General features: G+C 69.9%; 22 protein-coding genes and 2 pseudogenes. 6 read left to right on the forward strand and 18 right to left on the reverse strand.

The features are described from left to right. Nucleotides 1-16: 16 nt before the first annotated feature. From I8J32_RS15800 to I8J32_RS15820, 5 genes are all read right to left on the reverse strand, one after another. Entirely contained in the window at nucleotides 17-1,651 is a 1,635-nt protein-coding gene (locus I8J32_RS15800) for a glycerophosphodiester phosphodiesterase family protein (protein WP_207526674.1), read from the reverse strand. Between the two features lie 330 nt (nucleotides 1,652-1,981). Next, nucleotides 1,982-2,878, reverse strand: coding sequence for a DUF3298 and DUF4163 domain-containing protein (locus I8J32_RS15805; protein ID WP_200613400.1), 897 nt, complete (start codon nucleotides 2,876-2,878; stop codon nucleotides 1,982-1,984). 113 nt (nucleotides 2,879-2,991) lie between these two features. Next, nucleotides 2,992-3,705 (reverse strand): pseudouridine synthase, encoded by a 714-nt coding sequence (locus I8J32_RS15810; RefSeq protein WP_200613403.1) that lies wholly within the window; start codon nucleotides 3,703-3,705, stop codon nucleotides 2,992-2,994. An 81-nt stretch (nucleotides 3,706-3,786) separates the two neighbouring features. Further along, the gene (locus I8J32_RS15815) at nucleotides 3,787-4,065 is read right to left on the reverse strand and encodes a GNAT family N-acetyltransferase (RefSeq protein WP_200613406.1); all 279 of its coding nucleotides are present in this window, start codon (nucleotides 4,063-4,065) and stop codon (nucleotides 3,787-3,789) included. 34 nt (nucleotides 4,066-4,099) lie between these two features. Further along, complete coding sequence (locus tag I8J32_RS15820; protein WP_207526675.1) at nucleotides 4,100-5,086, reverse strand: hypothetical protein; 987 nt, start codon at nucleotides 5,084-5,086, stop codon at nucleotides 4,100-4,102. A gap of 132 nt (nucleotides 5,087-5,218) precedes the next feature. Between I8J32_RS15820 and I8J32_RS15825 the strand changes: the two genes are divergently transcribed. Next, nucleotides 5,219-5,413, forward strand: coding sequence for a hypothetical protein (locus I8J32_RS15825; RefSeq protein WP_200613412.1), 195 nt, complete (start codon nucleotides 5,219-5,221; stop codon nucleotides 5,411-5,413). 72 nt (nucleotides 5,414-5,485) lie between these two features. On the opposite strand, the gene I8J32_RS15830 is transcribed toward I8J32_RS15825, so the two are convergent. The 4 genes and pseudogenes from I8J32_RS15830 to I8J32_RS15845 all read right to left on the reverse strand — a co-directional run bounded on the left by I8J32_RS15830 (nucleotide 5,486) and on the right by I8J32_RS15845 (nucleotide 9,409). Further along, nucleotides 5,486-6,088, reverse strand: coding sequence for a rhomboid family intramembrane serine protease (locus I8J32_RS15830; RefSeq protein WP_200613416.1), 603 nt, complete (start codon nucleotides 6,086-6,088; stop codon nucleotides 5,486-5,488). A 92-nt stretch (nucleotides 6,089-6,180) separates the two neighbouring features. After that, nucleotides 6,181-6,819 carry a hypothetical protein gene (locus I8J32_RS15835; protein WP_200613418.1) on the reverse strand — a complete coding sequence of 213 codons (639 nt, stop codon included), beginning with the start codon at nucleotides 6,817-6,819 and terminating at the stop codon, nucleotides 6,181-6,183. Nucleotides 6,820-6,863: 44 nt separating this feature from the next. After that, nucleotides 6,864-8,497, reverse strand: a pseudogene (locus I8J32_RS15840) (POT-type proton-dependent oligopeptide transporter). 278 nt (nucleotides 8,498-8,775) lie between these two features. Beyond that, nucleotides 8,776-9,409, reverse strand: a pseudogene (locus I8J32_RS15845) (glutathione S-transferase family protein). A 270-nt stretch (nucleotides 9,410-9,679) separates the two neighbouring features. On the opposite strand from I8J32_RS15845, the gene I8J32_RS15850 reads away from it, so the two are divergent. Continuing rightward, nucleotides 9,680-11,476, forward strand: coding sequence for a M14 family metallopeptidase (locus I8J32_RS15850; RefSeq protein WP_200613425.1), 1,797 nt, complete (start codon nucleotides 9,680-9,682; stop codon nucleotides 11,474-11,476). Nucleotides 11,477-11,607: 131 nt separating this feature from the next. Then, nucleotides 11,608-12,339 carry an MliC family protein gene (locus tag I8J32_RS15855; RefSeq protein ID WP_200613426.1) on the forward strand — a complete coding sequence of 244 codons (732 nt, stop codon included), beginning with the start codon at nucleotides 11,608-11,610 and terminating at the stop codon, nucleotides 12,337-12,339. An 81-nt stretch (nucleotides 12,340-12,420) separates the two neighbouring features. Here the strand turns inward: I8J32_RS15855 and I8J32_RS15860 are convergent, their stop codons facing one another. Beyond that, nucleotides 12,421-13,026, reverse strand: a complete 606-nt coding sequence (locus tag I8J32_RS15860; protein ID WP_207526676.1) for a YdeI/OmpD-associated family protein — start codon at nucleotides 13,024-13,026, stop codon at nucleotides 12,421-12,423. A gap of 73 nt (nucleotides 13,027-13,099) precedes the next feature. Between I8J32_RS15860 and I8J32_RS15865 the strand changes: the two genes are divergently transcribed. Continuing rightward, a complete protein-coding gene (locus tag I8J32_RS15865) occupies nucleotides 13,100-13,345 on the forward strand; it encodes a hypothetical protein (RefSeq protein WP_200613430.1) in 246 nt (81 codons plus the stop codon). Nucleotides 13,346-13,399: 54 nt separating this feature from the next. Here I8J32_RS15865 and thpR read toward each other — a convergent pair whose 3' ends face one another. Next, a complete protein-coding gene (gene thpR, locus I8J32_RS15870; protein WP_200613432.1) occupies nucleotides 13,400-13,981 on the reverse strand; it encodes an RNA 2',3'-cyclic phosphodiesterase in 582 nt (193 codons plus the stop codon). Nucleotides 13,982-14,063: 82 nt separating this feature from the next. On the opposite strand from thpR, the gene I8J32_RS15875 reads away from it, so the two are divergent. After that, nucleotides 14,064-14,915, forward strand: coding sequence for an SDR family oxidoreductase (locus tag I8J32_RS15875; RefSeq protein WP_200613435.1), 852 nt, complete (start codon nucleotides 14,064-14,066; stop codon nucleotides 14,913-14,915). 501 nt (nucleotides 14,916-15,416) lie between these two features. On the opposite strand, the gene I8J32_RS15880 is transcribed toward I8J32_RS15875, so the two are convergent. From I8J32_RS15880 to I8J32_RS15900, 5 genes are all read right to left on the reverse strand, one after another. Further along, nucleotides 15,417-15,962 carry an SRPBCC family protein gene (locus tag I8J32_RS15880; RefSeq protein WP_200613438.1) on the reverse strand — a complete coding sequence of 182 codons (546 nt, stop codon included), beginning with the start codon at nucleotides 15,960-15,962 and terminating at the stop codon, nucleotides 15,417-15,419. A 108-nt stretch (nucleotides 15,963-16,070) separates the two neighbouring features. After that, nucleotides 16,071-16,676, reverse strand: coding sequence for an alpha-ketoglutarate-dependent dioxygenase AlkB (locus I8J32_RS15885; RefSeq protein WP_200613442.1), 606 nt, complete (start codon nucleotides 16,674-16,676; stop codon nucleotides 16,071-16,073). Nucleotides 16,677-17,010: 334 nt separating this feature from the next. Then, nucleotides 17,011-18,888 (reverse strand): ATP-binding cassette domain-containing protein, encoded by a 1,878-nt coding sequence (locus I8J32_RS15890; RefSeq protein ID WP_200613445.1) that lies wholly within the window; start codon nucleotides 18,886-18,888, stop codon nucleotides 17,011-17,013. 299 nt (nucleotides 18,889-19,187) lie between these two features. Continuing rightward, entirely contained in the window at nucleotides 19,188-20,747 is a 1,560-nt protein-coding gene (locus I8J32_RS15895) for a protein adenylyltransferase SelO (protein WP_200613448.1), read from the reverse strand. 93 nt (nucleotides 20,748-20,840) lie between these two features. Next, nucleotides 20,841-21,302 (reverse strand): hypothetical protein, encoded by a 462-nt coding sequence (locus tag I8J32_RS15900; RefSeq protein WP_200613451.1) that lies wholly within the window; start codon nucleotides 21,300-21,302, stop codon nucleotides 20,841-20,843. Nucleotides 21,303-21,406: 104 nt separating this feature from the next. Here I8J32_RS15900 and I8J32_RS18170 point away from each other — a divergent pair, with 104 nt between their 5' ends. After that, a complete protein-coding gene (locus I8J32_RS18170; RefSeq protein ID WP_407060975.1) occupies nucleotides 21,407-23,497 on the forward strand; it encodes a DEAD/DEAH box helicase in 2,091 nt (696 codons plus the stop codon). A 135-nt stretch (nucleotides 23,498-23,632) separates the two neighbouring features. Here the strand turns inward: I8J32_RS18170 and I8J32_RS15915 are convergent, their stop codons facing one another. Together I8J32_RS15915 and I8J32_RS15920 are read right to left on the reverse strand one after the other, a co-directional pair. Continuing rightward, complete coding sequence (locus I8J32_RS15915; RefSeq protein WP_200613454.1) at nucleotides 23,633-23,785, reverse strand: hypothetical protein; 153 nt, start codon at nucleotides 23,783-23,785, stop codon at nucleotides 23,633-23,635. Between the two features lie 68 nt (nucleotides 23,786-23,853). Next, a complete protein-coding gene (locus I8J32_RS15920; RefSeq protein ID WP_200613456.1) occupies nucleotides 23,854-24,627 on the reverse strand; it encodes a dimethylarginine dimethylaminohydrolase family protein in 774 nt (257 codons plus the stop codon). Nucleotides 24,628-25,086: the final 459 nt, after the last annotated feature.

The raw sequence follows: 25,086 nt of genomic DNA on the forward strand, positions 1-25,086 counted from the left end.
CTGGCGGTCGACGCCGCTACAATCCAGGCAGACACTTCGACCGCCCCTGCCATGCCGACCCTCGCCCCCCCGTTCTCCCGTCCTGCGCGTGCTGCGCAACCTCGTGCTGGCCTGGGTGGCCCTGTCGCTGCTCGGGCTGGCGGGCGCGATCGCGCTGTCGGTCTACGCGATGGGCTGGGGTTGCACGGGCGAGGCGCCGCTGGCCGCCGGCGCGTCGTGGGGCGTGTGCGCGCTGGGCTGGTCGGTGGGCATCCTGGGTGCGCTGGCTTCGCTGTTCTGCGCGGTGGTGACGCTGTTCTTCGTCCAGTTGTTCTACTGGGCCGGCGCCGACATCAAACAGGTGCACGGTCGCCCACGGCGCCGGTGGTTCAGCCGCGAGGCCTTGTTCGACGAGGTCGTCGACGAAGCCGTCGACGAAGCGCTCGACGTGCTGGATTAACCGGCTGCCTGGCCGGACGGCGCGCGGCGGCCGGCAGGGTCGAGCGCCAGGAAGCGCTCGCGCGCGGCGACGCCCTCGTCGGGCTGGTCGATGAAAAAGCCCTGCACCCCGAGGCCGTACAGCTGCATGGCTTCGTCCCTGGACCAGCTGCGGGCCCGTGGCCGTCTGGTTGAGATAGCGCGCTTCGGCGCGCAGCGTGTAGGGGTGGACGAGCAGGCCCAGGGCCAATGCGTCGGCCAGCATCGGGTGGACCCGATCGGCGTGACACGACGACACATCGACGCCGCCGCAGCCATCGGCCACGATGACGGTGGCCCCGTGCGGCAGCAGGTTGCCCTTCCACGGCCCGATGCCGCTGGCGTAGTGCTTCTTCAGCCAGTCCAGCGCCGGCGCGGTGGCCAGGTGCGCGTAACGCGTCGCCGGCCCCAGGCCGCCTCCGACGGCATCGACCAGGGTGCCGTACACCGCGCGCAAATCGTCGCCCTGCGCCAGGTGCCAGCGCAGGTCATGCGGCATCGACGACGCCAGCTCGCCATACAACTGCACCAGCGGAAACCGCACGCCCGCCGCGGGCATCAGCGTGCGCTGCAGTTCCAGCAGGTTCTCGATCTCGAAGCTCTGGATGTAGACCTGCGCGGGGTCGGTGAAGCCTTCCTCGACCAGTGTCCGGATCAGTGCCGCGCCCAGGCAGATCCCGATCGGCGTGCCGTCAATATGGCGCCCTTCGCGGGCGAAATACGTCGGGTGCTTGGTTTCCGGATACACCCCGATGCGTCGGTGTGGGCTGCTGTGCGCCCTGGCGAGGCGGACGATCTCGGCGAACGTGGGTATCGGGTACAGGCCGTCGAAGCGCGCGTTGGCGGACCGCACGTCGGGAATGCGCTCGCGCGCCCGCAGCGTGCGCAGTTCGGCCAGGGTGAAGTCTTCGGTGAACCAGCCGGTGACCGATCGGCCGTCGACCGTCTTGGTCGTGCGCAGGTGCGCGAACCGCGGATGGCGCGCGACGTCGGTGGTGCCCGATATCTCGTTCTCGTGGCGCGCGACCAGCACGCCGTCGCGCGTGGCCACCAGGTCGGGCTCGATGAAATCCGCCCCCTGGCGGATGGCCAGCCGATACGACTCCAACGTGTGTTCGGGCCGATAGCCACTCGCACCCCGGTGACCGATGACGATCAGGCCATGCGCATCCGGGGCGTGCGAAGCGGCGGTCACGGGGCGCGATTCCTCGTCGACAACGGGGTTGGCGGCAGCACGCATGTCGGCCGGGCCATGGCGGCACGGGCTCGACGCATGATGAACCTGCATCGGCCATCAGGGAACGCCGCGCGGGCTCCGGCTGCTGCCGGCTGTTCCGGTCATTGCCTGGCTGGCCCGGCTCCGGACCCGGGCCGCCAAGTCCGCCGCGCAGCCGGCATGCATCGCCACGCCGCGCGCTCTTGGAAGTTGGCCAGCAGGCGCCGCCATCGGGCAGCTACCGTGGACCGCTTTCGCGCAGGGGGCTTGCCGGCTTGCGGACGCCGGCCCGCGACCGGCCCGCGCCGGTCAGGTGCTCTGGAACAGGCCGCGGTACTGCGGCGCCACGTAAGGCAGCAGCGCCGCGGCAGGTACCTCGACGGTCTGCGTGCCATCGGAATACGGACCCACCTGGTAGGGCGGGAACACGAAGCGCATCGCGCGGATGTGGCCATCACTGCCCACCACCGGCTCGAACTGGCTGTAATGCGCCGGGTCGGGCTGGGTGCCGTCCTCGATCATCTTGCTCGCGCTCTTGAGCACTTCCACCCGTTCGCCGGCCGGCAGTTCATCGGCATCGACGCGCTGGGACAACGCCGTGTGCAGCTGCTCGCGCACCAGGCCGGCGATGGCTTCCCAGCCTTTCGCATCGGGCACCAGGTCCTGCGCGGTGAGCAGGCGGTTCTGCGCCGGCAACCACACCCAGCGTCCGATCAGCGGCGCGCCATGCGCACCGCCGGTGTAGCTGCTGCCGTCCACGGCCACGACCACCAGCTGGGGCGATACGTGCAGTTCGCTGAAGGGCAGCACGAGCTCATAGGCCGCTTCGCTGCCCCCCTTTTCACGCCCCTGCACCGCCTGCATCAGCTCGGCGCGCGCGGCGTCCGAATAGCGACGCAGTTCCGCGGCCAGGCCGGGGTACCGGGTCGCCACGGCCGGATAGCTGATGCCGATGATGTAGTCGGGCGTGTGTTCGGTGACGTCCTTGAGCTCCATCGCGGGTGCGGCGGCCGGAGCGGCAGGCGCGCCCGAGGTCGCCGGTGCCGGAGCCCCGGGCGCCTGCGGTTGTTCCTTGCGGCACGCCGGAAGCGTGCAGGCCAGCACCAGCACGGCCAGGACAGCCGCGGGGATGCGCCGCGCGGCGGCTGCCGGCAGCGGGTTGGAATGGGGGTGGGAAGCAGTGCGTGTGCGCGGGATTCGGCGCATTGGGATCGGTCCTTGTTTGAGCGGCACGGTATCGCCGGCCGCGTGATGTCCTTATTCACGTAAAAGCGCGTCGCAGGCAGACACGGCGCGCGATTTCGCCCGCTGGCGGGCGACTACCACTCCGTGCGTTGCGGCAGCAGGCCGCGCAGCTCGGCGTCGGTGAGGTTGCGCCATTGTCCGACCTTGAGGTGCGCGAGCTTGACGTTGCCGATGCGCACGCGGATCAGCTGTTTCACGCGCAGGCCGAAGTGCGCGGCCATCAACCGGATCTGCCGGTTGAGCCCCTGCACCAGCACGATGCGGAACCCGAAGCGCCCCAGCTTGCCGGTCCGGCACGGCAGCGTGGTCTGGCCATGCAGCGGAACGCCGCGGCTCATGCCGCGCAGGAATTCGTCGGTGACCGCGTGGTTGACCGCCACCAGGTATTCCTTTTCCAGCTTGTTCTCGGCGCGCAGGATCTCGTTGACGATGTCGCCGTTGCTGGTGAGCAGGATCAGGCCTTCGGAATCCTTGTCCAGCCGTCCGATCGGGAAGATCCGCTTGTCGTGGCCGACGAAGTCGACGATGTTGTCCTTCACACCCGACTCGGTCGTGCAGACGATGCCGACCGGCTTGTTGAGCGCGATGTACACGTGCTTGCGCTGGCCCTTGGCCGCGGTGCGCACCGCCAGCTTCTGGCCGTCGACCAGGACCTCGTCGCCCTCGCCGACCTCGGCGCCGACGCGGGCCCGCAGGCCGTTGACCGTGACCCGGCCCTCGGCGACGAGGCGGTCGGCCTCGCGCCGGGAGCAGAAACCGGTGTCGCTGATGTGCTTGTTCAATCGCATGGGCGCGCATGCTGGCACACGCCAGCCGGTTTGTAGAGCCGCCGATGCCGGGACCGGGCCTTCGGCGGCCCCGCAGCGGCCTCAGGCCAGCAGGTCGGCGTACTGGACGTGCTTTTCGATCCACCCGGCGGCGTAGGAACAGGCCGGGCGCACGCGCACGCCGGCCTCCCGGGCGAACTCGAACACCGCGCGCACCAGCGCCGAGGCGATACCCCGTCCCTCCAGGGGCCGGGGCACGCCGGTGTGGCTGATGACCAGGACGTCGTCCTCGTAACGGTAGGCGACTTCGGCCTCGAGCCCGTCGACGACGGCGGTGAAACGGTGGCCTACCGGATCGTGGTGGATTTCAGGGGAAGCCATGGTCGGGGCCGGATCGGAACTGGTGGACGCGTGCTCAGTGTCGGGCATCGCGCCGCCCCTGGTTGTGGCGATCCTCGGTGCTGATGCTGCCCTCCAGGGCCGGCTTGCGGCTTTCCTGGGCGTGCAGGACTTCCGCGCTCGCCATGGCGGAGGCTTCGGCTTCGCTGCCGTGGTAATCCGAGCTCAGCGGCTGGCCGTGCGGCGTTTCCATCTGGCGCCACGCCGGCGTCTGCCGGTCGCGCTCGTGCTTGGCTTCCAGCAGCTCGCGGGTGTTGGCCAGCGCCTGCTCCGGGGTGATCTTCTGGCGGGCGCGCCGCGGCTGCGCGGTGGTGCCGGCGCGCTTGGCCGGGGCCTTCCCGGGCCGGGTGGCCTTGACGGCCTTCGGCGCCAGGGTGCCGGTCGCCTTCATGCTGGACTTGATTGCCTTCGTGGCTTTCGTGGCTTTCGTTGCCTTGATGGCCTTCGTGGCCTTGGAGGCTTTCGTGGCCTTTACCGCATTGACGGCCTTCGTAGCCTTCGTAGCCTTGGTGGCCTTCACGGCTTTGGTGGCCTTGGTGGCCTTGGTGGCCTTCGTGGCCTTGGTGGCTTTCACAGCCTTGGTCACCTTCGGCGCCTTGGAGGCCTTGGTGGCCTTGCTGGCCCTGACGGTCTTCGTTGCCCGGCCCTTGGTGGCGGCCGTCGCCTTGGCGACCTTGCGGGCAGGCGTCGACTTCTTCGCCGCCTTCCGGGCCGTCGCCCTGGCCGGTGCGGCCTTCTTCGCCGCGGCGGAGCGCCTCATGGAGGCCTCCCCCGGACGGGTGGTCGCGCTTGCCGCGGTCGCCCGTTTGCGGGTGGCCGTCTTGACGGCCTTCTTGGCCGAACGGGTCGCCTTCTTCGCGGTTTTGCGGGCTCTAGTCGCCATGTTCTCTCCCTTCGTGTCGAAGCGGACGGCCCAGCAGCCGCCCGGTCTTGGCCTGCGGCGATCGATAGCACGGGCTGCATTCACGCCAAGTGAGCGGCGGACAGTGACCGTACGCGTCATTTCGCCCCGTTCGATTGGGGACGGTGACCTCGACCGTCACTGTTCCAGGCAATTCGGGGAATTTCTGGCTGGCACGGAAGCTGCTTGGTTTCTCGTCAATCCGTTGTCCGTTATCCAGGTGAGGGTAAGCCCATGTCCGAGATGTCGACGGCGCCGATCGAGCAGTTCAGCGACGAAGCCCTGATGCACCGCTTGTTCGAGCTGTACGAACACCCCGAGGACCATGCGGCGGAGATCGCGGCCCTCGACGCCGCCATCCTGGCGCGCCTGGCCGCCACCTATACGCCCGATCCGGGCGGATCGCCGCGAATCCGCTTCGCCGCGTAGCTGCGCACGGCCACGTTCGGCGACCCGACGGCAAGCGCCGTCGCGGTCAGCCCGCACGATCACCCCGCACGATCACCCGAAGCTGGGATTCATCAGCCGGTTGAGGAAGTGCGTGCCGATGCGCTGGTCCATGGCCAGCATGAAGAGCACGCCATAGATCGCACCGGACAGGTGCGCGCTGTGGTTGATGTTGCCGCCGCCCTGCCGGTCCTTCCAGAACGAATAGGCGACGTAGCCGATCGCGTACAGCACCGCGGGCACCGGCACGGGGATGAAGATCAGCGACCAGGGTTCCAGCAGGATGAAGGCGAACAGCACTGCCGACACCGCGCCGGAAGCGCCCAGGCTGCTGTAGTGCGGATCATGCCGGTGGCGCAGGTAGGTCGGCAGGATCGCGACGACTATCGCCGAGAGATAGAACAGCGGAAACACCACCGGCCCGGCCACGGCGGTCATGAACTGCTCGATCATGCGGCCGAAGAAGTACAGCGTGATCATGTTGAACAGCAGGTGCGACCAGTCCGCATGCAGGAAGCCGTGCGTGAGCAGGCGGTCGTACTGGTGCTGGCGATCGATCGCCGGCGGCCACAGGATCAGGCGCTGCAGCAGCCGGGGCCGCTCGAAGGCCTGCCAGGACACGACAACGGTCAGGACGATGAGGGCGAAGGTGAACATGTCGGGCGGATTCTCGTTGCGCGTGCGCCGGACCGGGCGTGCGGGGCGGGCCTGCCCGCCGGGCCATCAGGAATGCGTGGGCTGCCGTTGCGTCAGCGCGCGGCGTTGAATCGCGCCGCGATGGCCTGGGCACGCAGTTGCGCCAGTTCGTCCTGGCGCGTCTTGAACGCACCGGCCAGGTCGGCGGCCATGCCCTGCCAGGGGTCGCCGAGGGATGCGTCCATTTCCGCGCGCCCGTCCTCGACCTGCTGGCGCTGTTCGGGCGGCAGGTCGGACGCCTGGGCCTGCGCGCCCATCGCCTTGAGCGCCTTCTGCATTTCCGCCTTGCCCAGCACGGTGTCGACGGCATTCTTGACGAACAGGTAGCGCGCCGGCGTCAGGCCCGACGCCCTGGCGCCTTCCACCTCGGTATCCAGCGTGGCCATCTCCATCATCGCGGTGGCCTCGGCGTCCTTGTCGGCGCGGCTGCGCGCCTGGGCGACCTTGTCGCCCGCCGCCTTGAGCAGTGCGATCTCCTGCTGCATGCCGCGGGCGTAGGCGTCCAGTTCGGCCACGCGCAGCGGGCCGTCGTCGACGGCGGGCGCCGCGGCCTCGGCCGTGCGGCCGTTGGCCGGCGCCTCGATCCGGGGGGCGGCGACGTCGGCCGCGGGCTCATCGCCCTTGCCGCAGGCGGCGAGCGTGGTGGTCAGGGCAAGCGCGAGGGCGACGCGCGCGATGGAGGCGATCTTCATGGAAAGTCCCGTGGACAGGTCAGATGGAAAAATGTGCAGGGCGGTCACTGCGTCCGGTAGTTGTCCTGCATCGGATAACCGCGCGCATAGACCGCGAACGCCGCGGCGGCCACGAAGGCGAACGCGGCGAAGAAGAACATCAGGAACGCGTTTTCGCTCAGGCCGGTGGTGGCGATCTTGGCGATGACCGCTTCATTGCGGACCGCGGCATTGGTGATCAGCACCCACAGGCTGCCGAAGGTGCTGGTGAGGTACCAGAACGCCATGATCACGCCCTTCATCGACTGCGGCGCCTGGCTGTAGGCGAACTCCAGGGCGGTGGCCGACACCAGCACCTCGCCGAAGGTCAGCAGCAGGTAGGGCACGCCCTGCCACGCCAGCGAGGTCGGCGCACCCGAATCGATCTGCAGCTGGATGAGGCCGGCGACCACCCAGGCCAGGCCCGAGAAGCCGATGCCCCAGCCCATGCGGCGCAGCGCGGTGGGGGCGATGCCTATGCGACGCAGCGCCGGATACAGCAGCAGGTTGTTGAACGGGATGATCAGCATCACCAGCAGCGGATTGAGCGCCTGCATCTGGCTGGCTTCCTTGACCAGGAAGCTGGGCCACCAGGCCAGGTCATGCGGCACCACCATGGCTTTGCCCTGCAGCACCCAGGTCGAAGCCTTCTGGTCGAACAGCGACCAGAACGGAGTGGTCAGCGCGAACACGATGATGATGCGCAGTACCGCGCGCACACCGTCCACCGCCTCGGCGGGATGATCGGCGCGGGCGCGCTCCAGCTGCATCCAGGTGCCGATGCCGCCAAAGGCGATGAGAGAGCCCAGGGCCAGGCAGGCGGTGATGACGAACCCGAAGTCCTCGGGCCAGAAGGCCAACTGCGCACCGAACAGCAACGGCATCGATATCAGCAGCAGCACCGCCGCCAACGCCAGGCCGAACATGAATACCACCAGGCCTCTGGCCGGCCCTGCCCGCCTGCCTGCGCCGTCAGCGCCGTGCGGGCGACGTTGAAGAACGAATGCGGGTCCTCGCCGCGCGTCGGAGGCACGCGGACGTACTGCTTGCGGCCGAGCCAGAAGATCAGCGTGGCCAGGAACATCAGCACGCCCGGAATGCCGAAGGCGACCGCAGGGCCGAAGTTGCGCAGGAACAGCGGCATCAGCAGCGAGGCGAAGAAGCTGCCGAAGTTGATCGTCCAGTAGAAGAAATCGAAGACGATCTTGGCCAGGTGCTTGTTGGCCTGGGTGAACTGGTCACCGACGAAGGACACCACCAGCGGCTTGATGCCACCCGAGCCCAGCGCGATCAGGAACAGGCCGGTGTAGAAGCCGGTGCGGTTGTCCTCGAACATCGCCAGGCACGCGTGGCCGGCGCAATAGATCAGCGAGAACCACAGGACGGTGTTGTACTTGCCGAAGTAGCGGTCCGAGAGCCAGCCACCCAGCAACGGAAAGAAATACACGCCGATGACGAAGCTGTGGAAGACCTCCTTGGCCATCCCCTCGCGTTCGGCCTCGGGCAGGTAGGCCAGGATGACGCTGCTGACCAGGAACTGCACCAGGATGTTGCGCATCCCGTAGAAGCTGAAGCGCTCGCAGGCCTCGTTGCCGATGATGTAGGGAATCTGCCGGGGCAGGCGTGCCGCCGGCGCGGCGGAGGCTGCAACTTCGCTCATGAAAACGGCTCGCTGGTGCGGATGTCGCGGAAGGCCCAAGCCTACCCGATCGGGCCCGGCGGATGCCCGTCGCGCCCAGGGCGCCGCTTCGCGCGCGGGCGGATCCGATGCGGCAGCGCCGAAGGCCATGTTCGGCAAGGCGCCGCACCGGCCATGGCGAGTGGCGTGGAGTGGCGGCGCCTGGCACTGGCCGCACTTGCCTGCCCGACCTTCCCCGCCGGACCTTCCCTGCCGATCGCGCTTTCAGGCGCCCGCGGGACGCGTCCGGGCGGGATGCCTCACGACCACTCGGTCAGCCCTTCGGCCTCGTAAAGCGCCTGGAAGGACGGCCGCATCTTCATGCGCTGCGCCAGCGCGGCCAGGTGCGGCCAGGTCGTGGCGGGCTGGGGCATGTTGCGCGACCAGCGCATCAGCATCGTCAGGTAGAAGTCGGCCGCGCTGACGTGGTCGCCCAGCAGGTAGGGGCCATGTGCGCCCAGGTGCGTGTCCAGCCGGTCCCAGGCGGCGTGGATGCGCGGGGCCACCTGCTCCAGCACCCGTTCGCGATGGTCCTCACCGGCCAGTTCATGCGGGTACCACCAGATGCGGAACAGCGGCTGCACCACGTTGGCCAGGTGGAACATCCACTGCAGGTAGGCCGGACGCAGGGCGTCATCCGCAGCCGGGGCCCAGGCCCGCGTCCGCATGCCGCTCGGCCAGCAGCATGCTCAGGGCCGAGCATTCGAAGCGCGGCACGCCGTCGTCGATCAGCGTGGGCACCACGCCATTGGGATTGAGCGCGAGGTATTCCGGCGACTTCTGCTGGCCGGCCTTGGTGTCGACCAGGCTGAGCTCGTGCGGGACGCCAAGTTCGATCAACAGCCAGTGCACGACCATGCTGGCGGCGCCGGGGGCGTAGTAGAGCCGATACATGCCGCGTCTCCGTGTGGAATGCGCGCATGATCGCACGCGGGCCGACGTGCCCGCGCCGGCCACGTCGCCGTCGGCAGGTGCCGTCGCCCGCTGTCTTGCATGGCGCTCGGCAGCGTCCCATCGGCGCCACGCCGGCTTCGCGCCGCGCCCCGTTACCATCGCCGGTCCCGGAGCCGCTGCACCCGGGATTGGCCCAGCGCCACCGGCCCCGTCCGGTCGGCAACCCCGGACCCCGCCGGGCCGGCACCCGTCATTCGCCAGGAACCCTCCATGCCCCTGCGTCCCTCCTTCGTCGCCCCGCTCGCCGTGCTGCTCGCCACCGTCCTTCCCGCGCTGCCCGCCGGCGCGTACACCCAGTCCGCCCCCGCGGCCGATGACCTGAGCACGCTCGCCCAACGCACGGGCTACCAGCAGACCGGCCGCTACGACGAAGTCATCGCGCTGTGCGAGGCGTTCCAGCAGCGCCATCCCAAGGCCGTGCGCTGCTTCGATTTCGGCACCACGCCGCAGGGTCGTGCGATGAAGGCGATGGCCGTATCCACCGCCGGCGCGCTGGATCCGCAGGCCGCGCGCGGGGCCGGGCTGCCGGTGATGCTGGTCCAGGGCGGCATCCACGCCGGGGAGATCGACGGCAAGGACGCCGGGTTCGCGCTCATCCGCGAACTGCTGGACGGCCGCAAATCCAATCCGCTCGACCACGCCGTGCTGCTGTTCGTGCCGGTGTTCAACGTCGACGGCCACGAACGCTTCGCGGCCTGGAGCCGGCCCAACCAGCGCGGGCCGCGGGAAATGGGCTGGCGCACCACCGCGCAGAACTACAACCTCAACCGCGACTACGTGAAAGCCGATACGCCGGAAATGCAGGCGATGCTGCGCCTGGTCGGGCAGTGGGATCCGCTGGCCATGATGGATCTGCACGTGACCGACGGCGCGAAGTTCGAGCACGACGTCTCGATCATGGTCGAACCGCTGGACGGCGGCGATGCGGGCCTGCGCAAGGTCGGCCTGGCCTGGCGCGAGGGCGTGCTCGAGCGCCTGCGCAAGCTGGGATCGCTGCCCCTGCCCTTCTACCCCTCGTTCGTGGAAAACGACAACCCCGCCTCGGGCTTCGAGCACGGCGTCGCGCAGCCGCGCTTCTCGCAGAGCTACTTCGCCATGCGCAACCGGCTGGGCATGCTGGTGGAAACGCACTCGTGGAAGGATTACCCCACCCGCGTGCGCATCACCCGCAACACCGTGCTGGCCGCGCTGGAACTGGTGGCCGGCAACGGCCCGGCGTGGCGCCGCGAAGTGCAGGCGGCCGACGCGCGCGCGGCGGCGTTGGGCGGCCAACCCGTCGCGCTGTCGTGGAAGGCCACGCCCAAGGCCCGCACCATCGCCTTCCGCGGCTACGCCTACACGCGCACGCCATCCGACGTGTCCGGCGCGCTGATGACCCGCTATGACGAAAGCCGCCCGCAGGTCTGGAACATTCCCCTGCGCGACGAGATCGTCGACAACCTGGTGGTGACCGCCCCGCGCGCGGGCTACGTGGTCCCCGCCGCCCACGCGCCATGGGTAGGCGCCAAGCTGCAGCAGCACGGCATCGGTTTCCGCCGCGTGGACTTCGCCACGCCCGTCGTGGCCGCGCAGGAATTCCGCGCGGACAAGGTCGAGTTCGCAGCGCGCTCGTTCGAGGGCCGGCAGACCGCCACGGTCACCGGCGCCTGGAGCGCGCTGCCGCTGGACATCGAGGCCGGGGCCCTGTTCGTCCCGATCGACCAGCCGCTGGCACGGCTGGTGATGACCCTGCTGGAGCCGCAGGCCGAGGATTCCCTCGTCGCCTGGGGGAGCTTCAACACCGCCTTCGAACGCAAGGAGTACATGGAGGACTACGTTGCCGAGGAGGTCGCGCGCGAGCTGCTGAAGGACCCCGCCGTGCGTGCGCGCTTCGAGCAGCGCCTCCGGGACGACGCCGCGTTCGCGAAGGATCCGGCCTTGCGCCTGGAGTTCTTCGCGCGGCTGCATCCGTCCTGGGACCGCGCGTACAACCGCTATCCGGTCCTGCGCGTGGACGAGGCGCCGTGACGCGCGGCCACGCTCCGGCGCATCGACTGGCGACCTGCGCCCCGGCGGACCGCTGGCCGGCGGTGTAGCCTTTGCGCGCGCCCGACCCTGCGTGCCCGACCCCGCGCGCCCCTGACCTGGATCTCCTGCCCGTGAATGCCACCCGCCTGCTGCCCGTCGCCCTGGTGCTGTCCCTGCTGGCCTGCAAACCCGCCGGTCCCGGCGACGCCGCGCAACCGTCCGCCACGCCGGGCGCGCCCACCGCGGGCACGCCGTCTTCCGCGGAGCCGGCGCAGGCGCGCCTGCCGGCACCGCCGATCGAGCATTGGCAGTGCGGCGACCAGCGCATTGCCACGCGCTTCGAGGGCGCGGCGCTGGACGCGATGAGCCTGATGTTCTCCGGGCGGCGGCTGCCCTTGCGCGCGGCCACGGCCACCGAGGGCGCCCGCTTCGCCGACGCGGCCGGCAACGAGTTCTGGAGCCGCCCGGGCAAGGTCACGCTGACCCTGGCCGGAAAACCGGCGACCTCCTGCACCAAGACCGACACCGCCTCGCCCTGGGTCGACGCCACCGTGCGCGGCATGGCCTGGCGGGTGGCCGGCAGCGAGCCGGGCTGGTTCGCCGAGGTGAGCGACAGCGACACCCCTGCGATCAAGGCCACGGTCGACAACGGCAACCGCAGCTACGCCGTCGCGCGCGCCCAGCGCCTCCCCGCCGACGAGATCACCTGGAGCGGCGCGGCCGACAACGGCGCCGCGCTCACCCTGATGATCGAGCGTTCCTCCTGCACCGATCCGATGAGCGGCGAGGAGTTCGAGGCCACCGGCACGCTCACTGTCTCCGGCCAGACCTGGCGCGGCTGCGCGGCCTCGCTGAAGGACTGACCGGGCCGGGACTTCCGCGAAGGCAGGCTGCCGTGGTGACGGCACGCCGCGCGGCTCGGCGCGCTGCAGCTCACCGGGGTTTCAGCTGCCGGGCGCGCGCTCGTACTTCCAGTGGCGTCGCTTGCCCTGCGCCAGCCATTCCACCGACTGGGCCAGCCGGCGCTGCCGCGTCGCCGACTGCCTGGCCTCGATGATCCATTCGACGTAATCGCGCCGGGCACTGGGCGGGAATGCATCGAAATGCATCCGGGCCTGCGCATTGCCGGCCAGCGCCGACGCCAGGTCGGCGGGGACGGTCAACGGGGCCCGTGCGCTCTTGGGGCGGCCGGGCACGCCCGCGTCCACCCGCGCCATCGCCTGCCGCAGCAGGGTGGCGAACTCGCGCTTGCCGGGCAGGTCACGGACGCTCGTGAGCCGTCCGAACTGTCCCATGCCCTCGCGTTTGGCCGCCCCCGCGCCCGTTGCCGGTCCGGCGCGCCACAGGGCGACGCTGGCGTGCTGCCTGAAGGCCGCCGTCGAACACAGGATCTTCCCGCGGTACAGGAAGCTGGGCATGCCCCACTTGAGCGCCTCGCTGCACTCCGGGCAGGCCCAGTGGGCCCGTTCGCGCACGTATTCGAGGATTGGTCGGGCAAATTCCGCCGCTTGTCCGATGTAATCGTCCACACGCGGGTCGCGCGCACCCATGCGGGTTCCCCCAAGGCCGGTTGGCCCTATTCTGCACCCCGGTTGCGTATTCCTTGGGGGGAAGGGCTCAATCATGGTCGACCGCGAACGCCGGCAGGACAAACCTGCCCTCCTGGTGTCGTTGCGCGCACAGCTCAACGACGACCAGCTGATGACACTGCGAGACCTGGAACGCTTCGGCTGGGAACTGAAGTTCGTGCGGCGGCCACCCTTCCAGGACTCGATCCCGGTGGTGTTCGACGGCGACCGCCGGACCTTCGCCGTGCTGCGGCCCGACGGCACGCTCGACGACGAGCATCCGGACCTGGTCATCCGGTAGGAATTCCAGGCAACCCACGCGGCGGGCCCGGCCCGTCGCACGGCGTCGCTCGCCTCACGCCAGCGGCCAGGCCCGCAGCGGCTCGTAAGGCTGCCCACTACCCAGCCGGCTGCGCGCGAGCACGAGTTCCGGCACGCGCCAGGTGATCGGCGGGAACGAGCGGCCGGGCCAAGGCTCGCGCACGTCGCGCAGCACGGTGACGTGGGGCGCATACGAGGGGGCGGCATCGCGCGGCACGCCGTGGGCGTCCAGCGCCTGCCCCAGCGCCCGCCAGAGCGCGGTGAGTTCCTCGGGCACCTGGCTGCATCCCAGCCAGCCGACCCGGCTGCGGGCGAACGCGCCGGTGGTGTCCAGCTGCAGCTCGAAGGCCCGGACTCCGGTCCCGTCCGCCGCCCGCTCAGCCGCCGCGAAGATGGCGGGCATCGGCGCCGGCGCGGCCTCGTCGAACCGCCCCAGGAACTGCACGGTCAGGTGATAGCGGCGCGGGTCGGTCCAGCGTCCGCGCACCGGCGCCGCCGCGCGCAGGCGGGCAACCTGCCCGGCCATCGCATCGCGCACGGGCGCGGGCGGAAACAGGCCGAAGAACAGGTGGCAGGCCGCGGAAGCGGGAGGCAGGTCGCGCGCGCCGGTGGGCATGCCGCGAGTGTAAGGCGCGGCTTCATGCAGTGGCGACGATGCCGGCGCGAGGATTCACGCGCATCCCGCGACCGGAGGCACCATGGCCAAAGCGAAGAAGTCCCCCGTCAAGGGCATCACCACGCCCGGCAAGCAGCAGTCGATGCGGCCGCAGCCCGACACCATCCGCGACGGCTACCGCGGCAGCGGCAAGCTCGAAGGCAAGGTGGCGCTGGTCACCGGCGGCGACAGTGGCATCGGCCGCGCGGTGGCCGTCCATTTCGCCCGCGAGGGCGCCGACGTCGCCGTCCTGTACCTGTGCGAGGACGCCGATGCGGAAACCACGAAGGCGATGGTCGAGGCCGAAGGCCGCCGCTGCCTGCTCATCCGCGGCGACGCCCGCAGGGAAGCGTTGTGCCGGCGCGCCGTGGAGGCCACGGTGAAAAAACTGGGCGCGCTGGACGTACTGGTCAACAACCTCGCCGACCACGTGCAGCGCGAACGCCTGGAGGACATCAGCGCCGACCAGCTGCGCCTGACCTTCGAGAACAACGTCTATCCGTTCTTCCACATCACCCGGCACGCGCTGGAACACCTGCGCGAAGGCGGCGTCATCATCAACACCGGTTCGGTCACGTCCTTCCGCGGCAGCAAGCACCTCATCGACTACGCCTCCACCAAGGGCGCGATCGAAACCTTCACCTATTCGCTGGCCAGCAATCTCGCCGAGCGCGGCATCCGCGTGAACGGCGTGGCGCCAGGGCCGATCTGGACCCCGTTGATCACGTCCAGCAAGTCGAAGAAGGAACAGAAGGAATTCGGCCGCGACACGCCGATGAAGCGGCCCGGCCAACCCAGCGAAGTGGCGCCGGCGTTCGTATACCTGGCGTGCGAGGACAGCAGCTACGTGACGGGGCAGTTCCTGCACGTCAATGGCGGGGGGTTCATGGGTTGAGGCGTGCCCCCTTCCCCGCTGCGATCAGCCCCTTCCCCCGCTTGGCGGGGGAAGGTTGGGATGGGGGCCGACGATCGCCGCGACCTCAACCCACGCCGCACACCCCGCCTCTCAAAATCAAAATGCAACAGAGTGGACAAGCCAGTTCCAATGCTTGACCAGCTTCGCTGTTGAAAAGCGCCTCGCCTGACGGCGGGTTACTTTCTTTGCTCGCACACGCACGAAGTGCGAACGGCGAAGCCGGCCCCGAAGGGGTGAGCGCCAAAGGCGCTCATCAAGAAGGTAACCAAAGAAAGTGCGAGTAGGTTCACTTCTAACCGGCCGCATCGTTGACGCGGGGATTTTCCGACGCGCCATCCATGGCGCTACGGAAAACGTCCGGCATCCATGCCGGCCGCCCTCCGGGTCTACGGTTGGCAAGACGTGCCGGCTTGCGTGAAAGCAAAGACCACGTGTTGGGGGCCGACGATCGCGTCGATTTCGCACCCTGCCCCCAAACCGTCACTCCTTCTCCGCGCGACTCCGCAGCAGCCCCACCAACCCACCCAGCTGCTGCCCCTGCACCTGATCCACCACCGGGGCGAACTTGCCGATGTCGTCCGGCGTGTACCCGCCGGCGCGATACCACAGGGTGATCTTCGTGCCGCCCTCGACCGGCGCGAGGCGGAACTCGAGCGCGCCGTCCAGCCCCATGCCCTGCAGCGGTCCCAGTCCGCCGAGCATGCGCAGCGTCCGGCCGGGATCGACGAAGGCCACGGTCATGTGCTGCGCCTGCTGGGCGCCGTTGCGCTCGCAGAAGCAGCCGCCGGCGCGTGCCTCGATGGACAGGTGGCTCGCGGCGCCCCACCAGGTGTGATCCCGCGGCCACCAGCGGCCGACGTCGTTGACCAGTGCGCGCCAGGCGGTGTCGGCGTCGACCGGCACCACCTGTTCGTTCTCCACGGTGAAGCCGGTCGGCGTGGCGTCTTTCACCACGGCGTGGGCTGCCGACGGCAGCAGAAGGCAGGACACGGCGGCCGCGAAGCCGGCCAGCAGGACGTGGCGCATGGGATTGCCCCGTGAGCAAGGAAGGACCGGTCGGATTAAGGCCCGCCATCGCGACCGCTGGCAAGGGCGGATGCTGGCGAAGTTGCTCTGGCAAGCTGGCGCCACGCCTCAGGGCATCGGCTCGGCATCGGGACGCACGCGGAAGGCCAGGCTGATCCGCGGACCGACCTCCTCGCGGGTCTTCGGGACGCCGTGGTCGTAATGCTTCTGCGAGTCGTAGCTCATCACCAGCAGGCTGCCCGGCTCCAGGTCGATCGGCATCGCCCGCCGGGGCGGCTGCTTGGCGCGGATGATCATCCGCCGCGTCGATCCCACCGACAGCAGCGCGATCGGGTGCGGTGGGACCAGGATGCGCAGCTTGTCGTTGTGCGGGGCGACGCTGTCCTGGCCGTCGCGATAGTGATTCAGCCCGACGGCGTTGAACGGCACGCCGGTGTGCGCGCGCACCACCGCGGCCGCGCGGGCCAGCACTTCGGGCAGCTCCGGGCTCGACAGGCGGTAGGAGGCGACCAGCCGCGGCACCTCGACGATGCGGTCGTACATCGGCCGGCTGTAGGACTGCCAGGCGACGCCGTCGCGAAGGCGTTCGAACCAGGCCTGCGCGGTGGCGCCATCGATCAGCGCGGGGGTGTAGACGATGCCGCCCTGCGCGTCCTGCGCGAGCACGCGCGGGCCGGTATCGAACAGCGAGGGTTGGCGGACGGATGCGGCCATCCTTTGAAGGATGGGGGCGGGATGTCGCAGGGCACGAGACGTGGGCGGTGGGTGGGGTGAATGGTTCAGTGGTGGCCCCCGCGCCGCGATCGGCGGCCCCCATCCCAACCTTCCCCCGCGCAGCGGGGGAAGGGGCTGATACGTCGCGATCGTCTGCCCCCATCCCAACCTTCCCCCGCTGAGCGGGGGAAGGGGCCGATACGTCGCGATCGTCTGCCCCCATCCCAACCGTCCCGGCCAGCAGGCACAGCCTGCTGGCGTTCGATGACGCGCGGACCCGTGGTCCGCAAGCGCGTCCTCTCAACCCCCGCAAGCGGGGGAAGGGGCCAACACCTCAGCCGTCCAGCTCCGCCCAGCGGGCGTAGGCCAGATCAAGCTGCGCCTGGGCTTCGGCCAATGCGGTGTTGTGGGCCGTGATCGCGGCGCTGTCGCGCTGGTAGAAGGCCGGGTCGTTCATCTGCGCGGTCATCGACGCGACCTGCTCTTCCAGCGAATCGATCCGAGCCGGCAGGGTTTCCAGTTCGCGGGCGTCCTTGTAGCTGAGCTTGCGCTTGGCCGGGGCCGGGACCGCCGCGACAGGGGGGGCGGCCGCGGGTGCGGACTTCACCAGTCCGGTCGCGGTGGCGGTACCCGCGGGGCGCTGCCGCAGCCAGTCGCTGTAGCCGCCGACGTATTCGCCCACGGTGCCGTCGCCTTCCATCACCAGCGTGGAGGTCACCACGTTGTCGAGGAAGTCGCGGTCGTGGCTGACCAGCAGCAGCGTGCCGGGATACTCGCCCAGCAGTTCCTCCAGCAGCTCCAGCGTCTCCACGTCCAGGTCGTTGGTGGGTTCGTCCATCACCAGCAGGTTGGAGGGCTGGGCGAACAGGCGCGCCAGCAGCAGGCGGTTGCGCTCGCCGCCGGACAGGCGGGTGATCGGCGCGCGCGCGCGTTCGGGGGTGAACAGGAAATCCTGCAGGTAGCCGATCACGTGCTTGTGCTTGCCGTTGATCTCCACGCTCTCGCGGCCCTCGGCCACGTTCTCGATCGCGTTCCAGTCCTCGCGCAGCGTCGCGCGGTACTGGTCGAAATACGCCACCTGCATCTTGCTGCCCAGTTTCATCGTGCCGGTGGTCGGGGTCAGCTCGCCGAGCAGCAGCTTGAGCAGGGTGGTCTTGCCGCTGCCGTTGGGGCCGATCAGGCCGATGCGGTCGCCGCGCATCACCACGGTGGACAGGTCGCGGATCACGGTGCGCGCGCCGTAGCCGAAGGACACGTCCTTGGCCTCGATCACCTTGCGGCCCGACGACTCGCCCTGCGCCACTTCCATCCGCACGTTGCCGGTGAGCTCGCGGCGCTGCATGCGCTCGCTGCGCATCGCCTTGAGCCGCCGCACGCGGCCCTCGTCGCGCGTGCGCCGGGCCTTGATGCCCTGGCGGATCCACACTTCCTCCTGCGCCAGCAGCTTGTCGAAGCGGGCGCTCTCCTGCGCCTGCGCGTTGAGGCGTTCCTCGCGGCGGCGTTCGTAGTTCGCCCAGTCGCCGGGCCAGCTGGTCACCTGGCCGCGGTCGATCTCGACGATCCGCGTGGCCAGCGCGCGCAGGAAGCGGCGGTCGTGGGTCACGAACACCAGGGCGCCCGCCCAGCCCTTCAGGAAACCTTCCAGCCAGTCGATCGCGGCGATGTCCAGGTGGTTGGTCGGCTCGTCCAGCAGCAGCACGTCGGGAGCCGACACCAGGGCGCGCGCCAGCAGCACGCGGCGCTTGAGCCCGCCGGACAGGCCGGCGAACGGCGCGTCGCCGTCCAGTTCCAGCCGCGTCAGCGTCTCGGTGACGCGCTGGTCCAGCGACCAGCCATGCGCGGCCTCGATCTTCGCCTGCACCGCGGCCATCGCGTCGGTATCCACGTGTTCGGCATGGGCGAGGTGGTGGTACTGGGCCAGCCAGCTGCCCAGTTCGCCCAGGCCGGCGGCGACCACGTCCCACACGTCACCCTCCGCGCCGGGCGGCACCTCCTGTTCCAGGCGCGCGATGCGCACGCCGCCCTCGACGCGGATCTCGCCGTCGTCGGGCCGGATCTCGCCGGCGATGAGCTTGAGCAGGGTGGATTTGCCGGCGCCGTTGCGGCCGATGAGGGCGACGCGCTCGCCGGGTTCCAGGCTGAGGGCGACGTCTTGCAGCAGCAAGGGGCCGCCGACGCCGTAGTCGACGTTTTGCAGGGTGATCAGGGGCATCCGGCCATTGTACCGGCCCCACCCTGCCCGGCGCCGAGTGCATACTCTTGGCCAGCGCGCGGCACACCGGCCGCCGCCTCCACGCAACGAGGGGACCCGCCATGGCCAAGAGTCTGGACAAGAAGAAAGAAACGAAGAAGAAGCCGGAAAAGACGCTGAAGGAAAAGCGCGCGCAGAAGAGCGAAAAGAAGGCCACCCGCTCCTAAGCGGTCCGCTGTAGGCGGTCCCGGGCCCGCGCGGCAGTCATTGTCCGCGGGCGCCGCAGGCCCACCCGGGAGACCCGGCCCGAACGACCCGCGTCAGGAACTGCAGGAAAGCATCGAGCAGCCCGCCTTCTGCCGGGCCCACTCGGGACGTTTGCCGGCGAAGGCCTCCCGGCCCGGCTGCTCGTCGTACGGCCGCCGCATCACTTCCAACAGTTCCGATACGCCCGCCGGGTCGCCCTGTTCGGCCCGGTCGATCGCCTGCTGCGCCAGGTAGTTGCGCATGACATATTTCGGATTGACCGCATCCATGCGCGAGCTGCGCGCCGGCAGGTCCGCCTCCGGATCCTGGCGCACGCGCGCGCCGTAGCGGTCCAGCCAGGATTCCAGCGCGGGAGCCACCGCCGCCTGCCGGTCCGGGTCATAGAACGCGTCGGCGAACGGCGCCGCCGAAGGCGCGGCGGGATCCACCCGCGACAGCGCGCGGAAGAACAGCGTCATGTCGGCCTGGCCGTCCTGCATCAGCGTGTGCAGCGCCTGGATCAGCTCGACATCCTCGTCCCGGCATTCGCGCAGGCCCAGCTTGCCGGCGATATGGCCGCGGTCGGCCCGCGTGTAGGCGTCGGCATAGCGCTGCAGGCCTTCGTTGAGCCGGTCGACGCCGTCGAACAGCGGCGCCAGCGCGGTGGCGAGCCGGGTCAGGTTCCAGAACGCGATCTTCGGCTGCCAGCCGAAGCGATACCGGCGGCCCTGCGCGTCGGTGGTGTTGGGCGTCCAGTCGGGGTCGTAATCGTCGATCCAGCCGTACGGGCCGTAGTCGATGGTCAGCCCGAGGATGGACATGTTGTCGGTGTTCATCACCCCGTGGACGAAGCCGACCCGCATCCAGTGCGCGACCATGACCGCGGTGCGCTCGCAGACTTCGCCGAACCACTGTCCGTACAGGGTCTCGCCCTCGCCGGACAGGTGCGGGAAATCGCGGCCGATGCAGAACTCCGCCCACTGGCGCAGCAGCGCGACGTCGCCGCGCGAGGACGGCAGCTCGAAGTTGCCGAAACGGATGAACGAAGGCGCCACCCGGCACACGATCGCGCCGGGCTCGGCCTTCGGGTGCCCGTCGTAGAACATGTCGCGCACCACGTCGTCGCCGGTGCCCACCAGGCTCAGCGCGCGCGTGGTCGGCACGCCCAAGTGGTGCATGGCCTCGCTGCACAGGAATTCGCGGATCGAGGAGCGCAGCACCGCGCGGCCGTCGGCGGTGCGCGAGTACGGGGTCGGGCCGGCGCCCTTGAGCTGCAGTTCCCAGCGCTCGCCCGCCGCGTTGATCGCCTCGCCCAGGGTGATCGCCCGCCCGTCGCCTAGCTGGCCGGCCCAATGGCCGAACTGGTGGCCGCCGTAGTTCACCGCGAAGGGATCCATGCCGGGCAGCAGGGCATTGCCGCCGAAGACATCCGCGAAGGACCGCGCGGCGATGTCGTGCTCGTCGATGCGCAGCCGCGCGGCCATCTCGCGCGAATGCGCCAGCAGGCGCGGCCGCGCCACGGGCGTGGGTTCCACGCGTGACCAGGCCTGCGCGACCTGACGGACGCGCGGGCCGGATTCGGGGTCACCCGGAAGTTCGCGCAGCAGCGCGTTGTCGAAGCGGAATTCCAGCATGGGGCCATGGTACGCGGCGGGGTGTGGAAGGCCCACCGCGCTGGCCGTGAAGCATCGCGACCTGGTCCGCGCGCGCTGCCGGCGCCATCGGGATCACCACAGGTCGAACGTCAACCCCTCGCGCTCGTTGTCCCAGATCGTGCTCACCACCCACCAGCGGTCCTGCTCGAAGCACAGCTGGATGCTGTTGGCCCCGCGCTTGAGCAGCACGGACGAATCGGGCGCGGGCCGCGCCTCGTACAGGCTCCAGACGTGGGCGACCTGGCCGAAGCGTTCGATGCGATGGCCGATGTCGATCTCATGGAAGTCGTTCGCCGCGAAGAACGGCGTGACGTCCTCGATGTAGCGGTCCTGGGTGAACACCTGCGCGTGCGTGCCACCGTCGGGCTGCACCACCGTGCGCAGGCTCAGCGCCTCGGGCCGGTGGAGGAAGCGGAAGCGCGCCCAGTCGCGCGGCGCGCCGGCCGGCCCGGAGATGCACGCGTAGATGGCGCGGACCAGGCGGGGGATATCGCGGACATCGTCGATCCATTCCTGCGGGATGGCGGTGTTCATGGCACTCCTTGAGGTGATGAAAAGGGCGTCGAGTCTTCGCTCGGCGGGGTGCCGCTACAATACGGACCCAGACCGGCCATCGCCGGCGCCAGCCTGAGGCCGCCATGAGCGACCAAGTCCCCGCGGACGCAACGTCCGTCAAGTTCACCGACCTGTCCCTGCCCGAACCGCTGCTGCGGGCACTGACCGACGTCGGCTACGAGTCCCCCTCCCCGATCCAGGCCGCGACCATCCCGCCCCTGCTGGCCGGGCGCGACGTGCTGGGCCAGGCCCAGACCGGCACCGGCAAGACCGCCGCCTTCGCCCTGCCGATCCTCGCCCGGATCGACCCGGCCCAGGCCAGGCCCCAGGCCCTGGTGCTGGCACCCACGCGCGAACTGGCCATCCAGGTCGCCGAGGCCTTCCAGAAATACGCCACCCACCTGCCCGGCTTCCATGTGCTGCCCATCTACGGCGGCCAGAGCTACACCCCCCAGCTGGCGGCGCTCAAGCGCGGCGTCCAGGTCATCGTCGGCACGCCCGGGCGCGTGATCGACCATCTCAACCGCGGTTCCCTGGACCTGTCGCAGCTGCGCTGCCTGGTGCTGGACGAAGCCGACGAGATGCTGCGCATGGGCTTCATCGACGACGTCGAGGCCGTGCTGAAGAAGATCCCGGAGACCCGCCAGGTGGCGCTGTTCTCGGCCACCATGCCGCCGCAGATCAAGCGCATCGCCACGACCTACCTGCGCGATCCGGTCGAAGTGGCGATCAAGAACACCACCACCACCGCCGCCAACATCCGCCAGCGCTACTGGGCCGTGAGCGGGGTGAACAAGCTCGATGCGCTCACCCGCATCCTGGAAGCCGAGCCGTTCGACGGCATGATCGTGTTCTCGCGCACCAAGCTGGGCACGCAGGAGCTGGCGGACAAGCTGTCCGCCCGCGGCATCTCCGCGGCCGCCATCAACGGCGACCTGGACCAGAAGGCCCGCGAGCGCACCATCGCCCAGCTCAAGGACGGCAAGATCGACGTGCTGGTGGCCACCGACGTGGCCGCCCGCGGCCTGGACGTGGAACGCATCAGCCACGTGCTGAACTACGACATCCCCTACGACACCGAGAGCTACGTCCACCGCATCGGCCGCACCGGCCGCGCGGGCCGCAAGGGCGAGGCGATCCTGTTCGTCGCCCCGCGCGAACGCGGCATGCTGCGGGCCATCGAGCGCGCGACGCGCCAGCCGATCGAGCAGATGTCCCTGCCGACGGTGGAGACGGTCAACGAGCAGCGCGTGTCGAAGTTCCTCGGCCGCATCACCTCCGCGCTGGAAGCCCCCGACCTGGCGATGTTCCGCGACCTGGTCGAGCGCTACGAGCGCGAGAAGAACGTCCCCGCGGTGGAGATCGCCGCCGCCCTCGCCAAGCTGGTCCAGGGCGAGATGCCGCTGCTGCTGCAGGCCATGGCCGAACAGCTGCGGCCGCCGCATCGCGAGAGCGGTGCCTACAGCGGCGCCCGCGAAGGCGGCTTCCGCGAAGAAGGGCCCCGCGGCGGCTCGCGCGACGGCTTCCGCGAGTCCGGCCGCGACGGCGGTTTCCGCGACAAGGGTCCGCGGGACCGTCCGGCGCGCGACGCCGACCGGCCGCGCGGCTTCGACCGCGACGCCGAGCGCCCGCGCCATGCCGACCGCGTGCCGCCGCGCTCGCCCGATACCTTCGCGCCACCACCCCGGCAGGACGCACCCCGCTACGACGCCCCACGGCACGACGCACCCCGCCATGACGCGCCGCCCGCGCAGTTCGCACCCAGCGGGCACAACGCCGGCGAGGGCTTCTTCGCCGACGACGCGCCGCCCGGCCCCAGCCGGCCGCGCGAGGAGCGCGCACCGCGTGGCGCGCCGGAAGCCGGCATGGAGACCTTCCGCATCGAGGTCGGCCACGTGCATGGCGTGAAGCCGGGCAACATCGTCGGCGCGATCGCCAACGAGGCCGAGCTGGAAAGCCGCTACATCGGCCGCATCGACATCCGCGACGACTTCAGCCTGATCGACCTGCCCGAAGGCATGCCGCGCGAAGTCATGGAGCACCTCAAGCGCGTGCGCGTGGCCGGTCAGCCGCTGCGCATCAGCCGTCCGGGCGAGGACGGCGGCCCGCGCCGGGCGCCCGGCATGGGCGGCCCGCGTCCGCCGCATCGCGGCGGGCCGCGCAAGCCGCGCTGAATCCTGCGCGCCCTCCCGCATCGCGGGCGGGCGCCTTCCCGGCGTTTCTACTTCGCCGGCGCGGCCGGGCCGGCCAATGCCGGCACCCGCCGGCCGGCCAGGCCCGTGCGCATCACCGCTGCCGAACCGGTGACCTCACGCCGGCCAGGGCAGCCCCAGGTGCGGCGCCAGCAGCCAGTACAGGCCGAACAGCACCAGCGCCCACATCGCCAGCTTGAGCACGAAGCCGGCGACCTTGAAGGCGAAATACAGGCCGAGAACGATCAGGATGATGCCAAGCCAGCTCATGCGGACTCCGTTGCCCATGCGATGTCCGGGAGCGTAATCCGCGGACGGTGAAGTTGCGCTTGCCGCGCTCAGGCCGCCGCTTCGGCGAACACCAGGCTGCAGCAGGTGGTGGCGCCCTCGGCCTTCTGCAGTTCCGATACGTCCACCGTCACCACGTCGATGCCGGCATCCACCAGCCGCTGGTGCGTGCGCGGGAAGCCCGCGGGCATCACCACGCTGTCGCCGATGCGCAGGATGTTGGCGGCGTGTTCCTCGGACGGATCCACCTCGATGACGGTGAAGCCGGGGAACGAGGCGGCATCGACCCAGGCCGGCTGCAGCAGCAGGGTGTCGTCGCGCACCGCGGTGACGGCCGACTTCAGGTGCAGGCAGCCGCGGATCGGCACGGCGCGCACGGCGTAGCCGGACTGGCCCGCGAGTTTCGCCAGCTGCGCGATGCCGTCGGCGTTGCTGCGGCCGGACTGGCCGACGAACAGGGTGTGCCCGACCCGCAGGACGTCGCCGCCATCCAGCGTGCCGGGCGCCTCGATCGAACGCAGCGGGCGGTAGCGCGCCAGCAGCTCGGCGACGCTGGCGCCCTCGGCGCGGCGCGAGGCGGCGCCCGGCCGGGTCATGATCGCCACGTCGTCCAGCACCACCGCCACGTCCTCGACGAAGACCGCGTCGGGCATGTCCGGCTCGGCCTCCAGCGCCAGCACGCGGCACCCCAGGCTGGCCAGGGCGCGCTGGTAGGCGCGGTGCTGCGTCTGCGCACGTTCGATGTCGATGGGACTGCGCGCCACGTGGGTGAGCTGGCAGTCGGCCAGCGTGGGACTGACGTCGCGGGTGATGGCGATGGGCATGGCGGGGACTTGAATGGAGGGAGCCGGCGGCGGATGCGCGCGCCGGCCGTTCCACGATAGTGCCGGCTGCGGGCGCTGGGAAGCGGCCCAGGGCCTTCCGGAATGTTCCCCGGTCTTCCGGAATCCACTTCGGGTGTTCCGGAATCCATTTCTGGTCTTCCCGAATCCTCTGCGGTCTTCCGGAATCCGTTTCTGGTCTTCCCGAATCCTTTTCCGGTCTTCCGGAATCCACTTTTGGTCTTCCCGAATCCTCTGCGGTCTTCCGGAATCCATTTCTGGTCTTCCGGAATCCATTTTTCGTCTTCCCGAATCCGTTTTTGGTCTTCCCGAATCCTCTGCGGTTTTCCGGAATCCATTTTTCGTCTTCCCGAATCCTTTTTCGGTCTTCCCGAATCCTCTGCAGCCTTCCGGAATCCTCCCCAGCCTTCCGGAATCCTCCACAGCCTTCCGGAATCCTCC

The organism is Lysobacter solisilvae, from assembly GCF_016613535.2.
GTDB classification, from domain to species: Bacteria; Pseudomonadota; Gammaproteobacteria; order Xanthomonadales; family Xanthomonadaceae; genus Agrilutibacter; species Agrilutibacter solisilvae.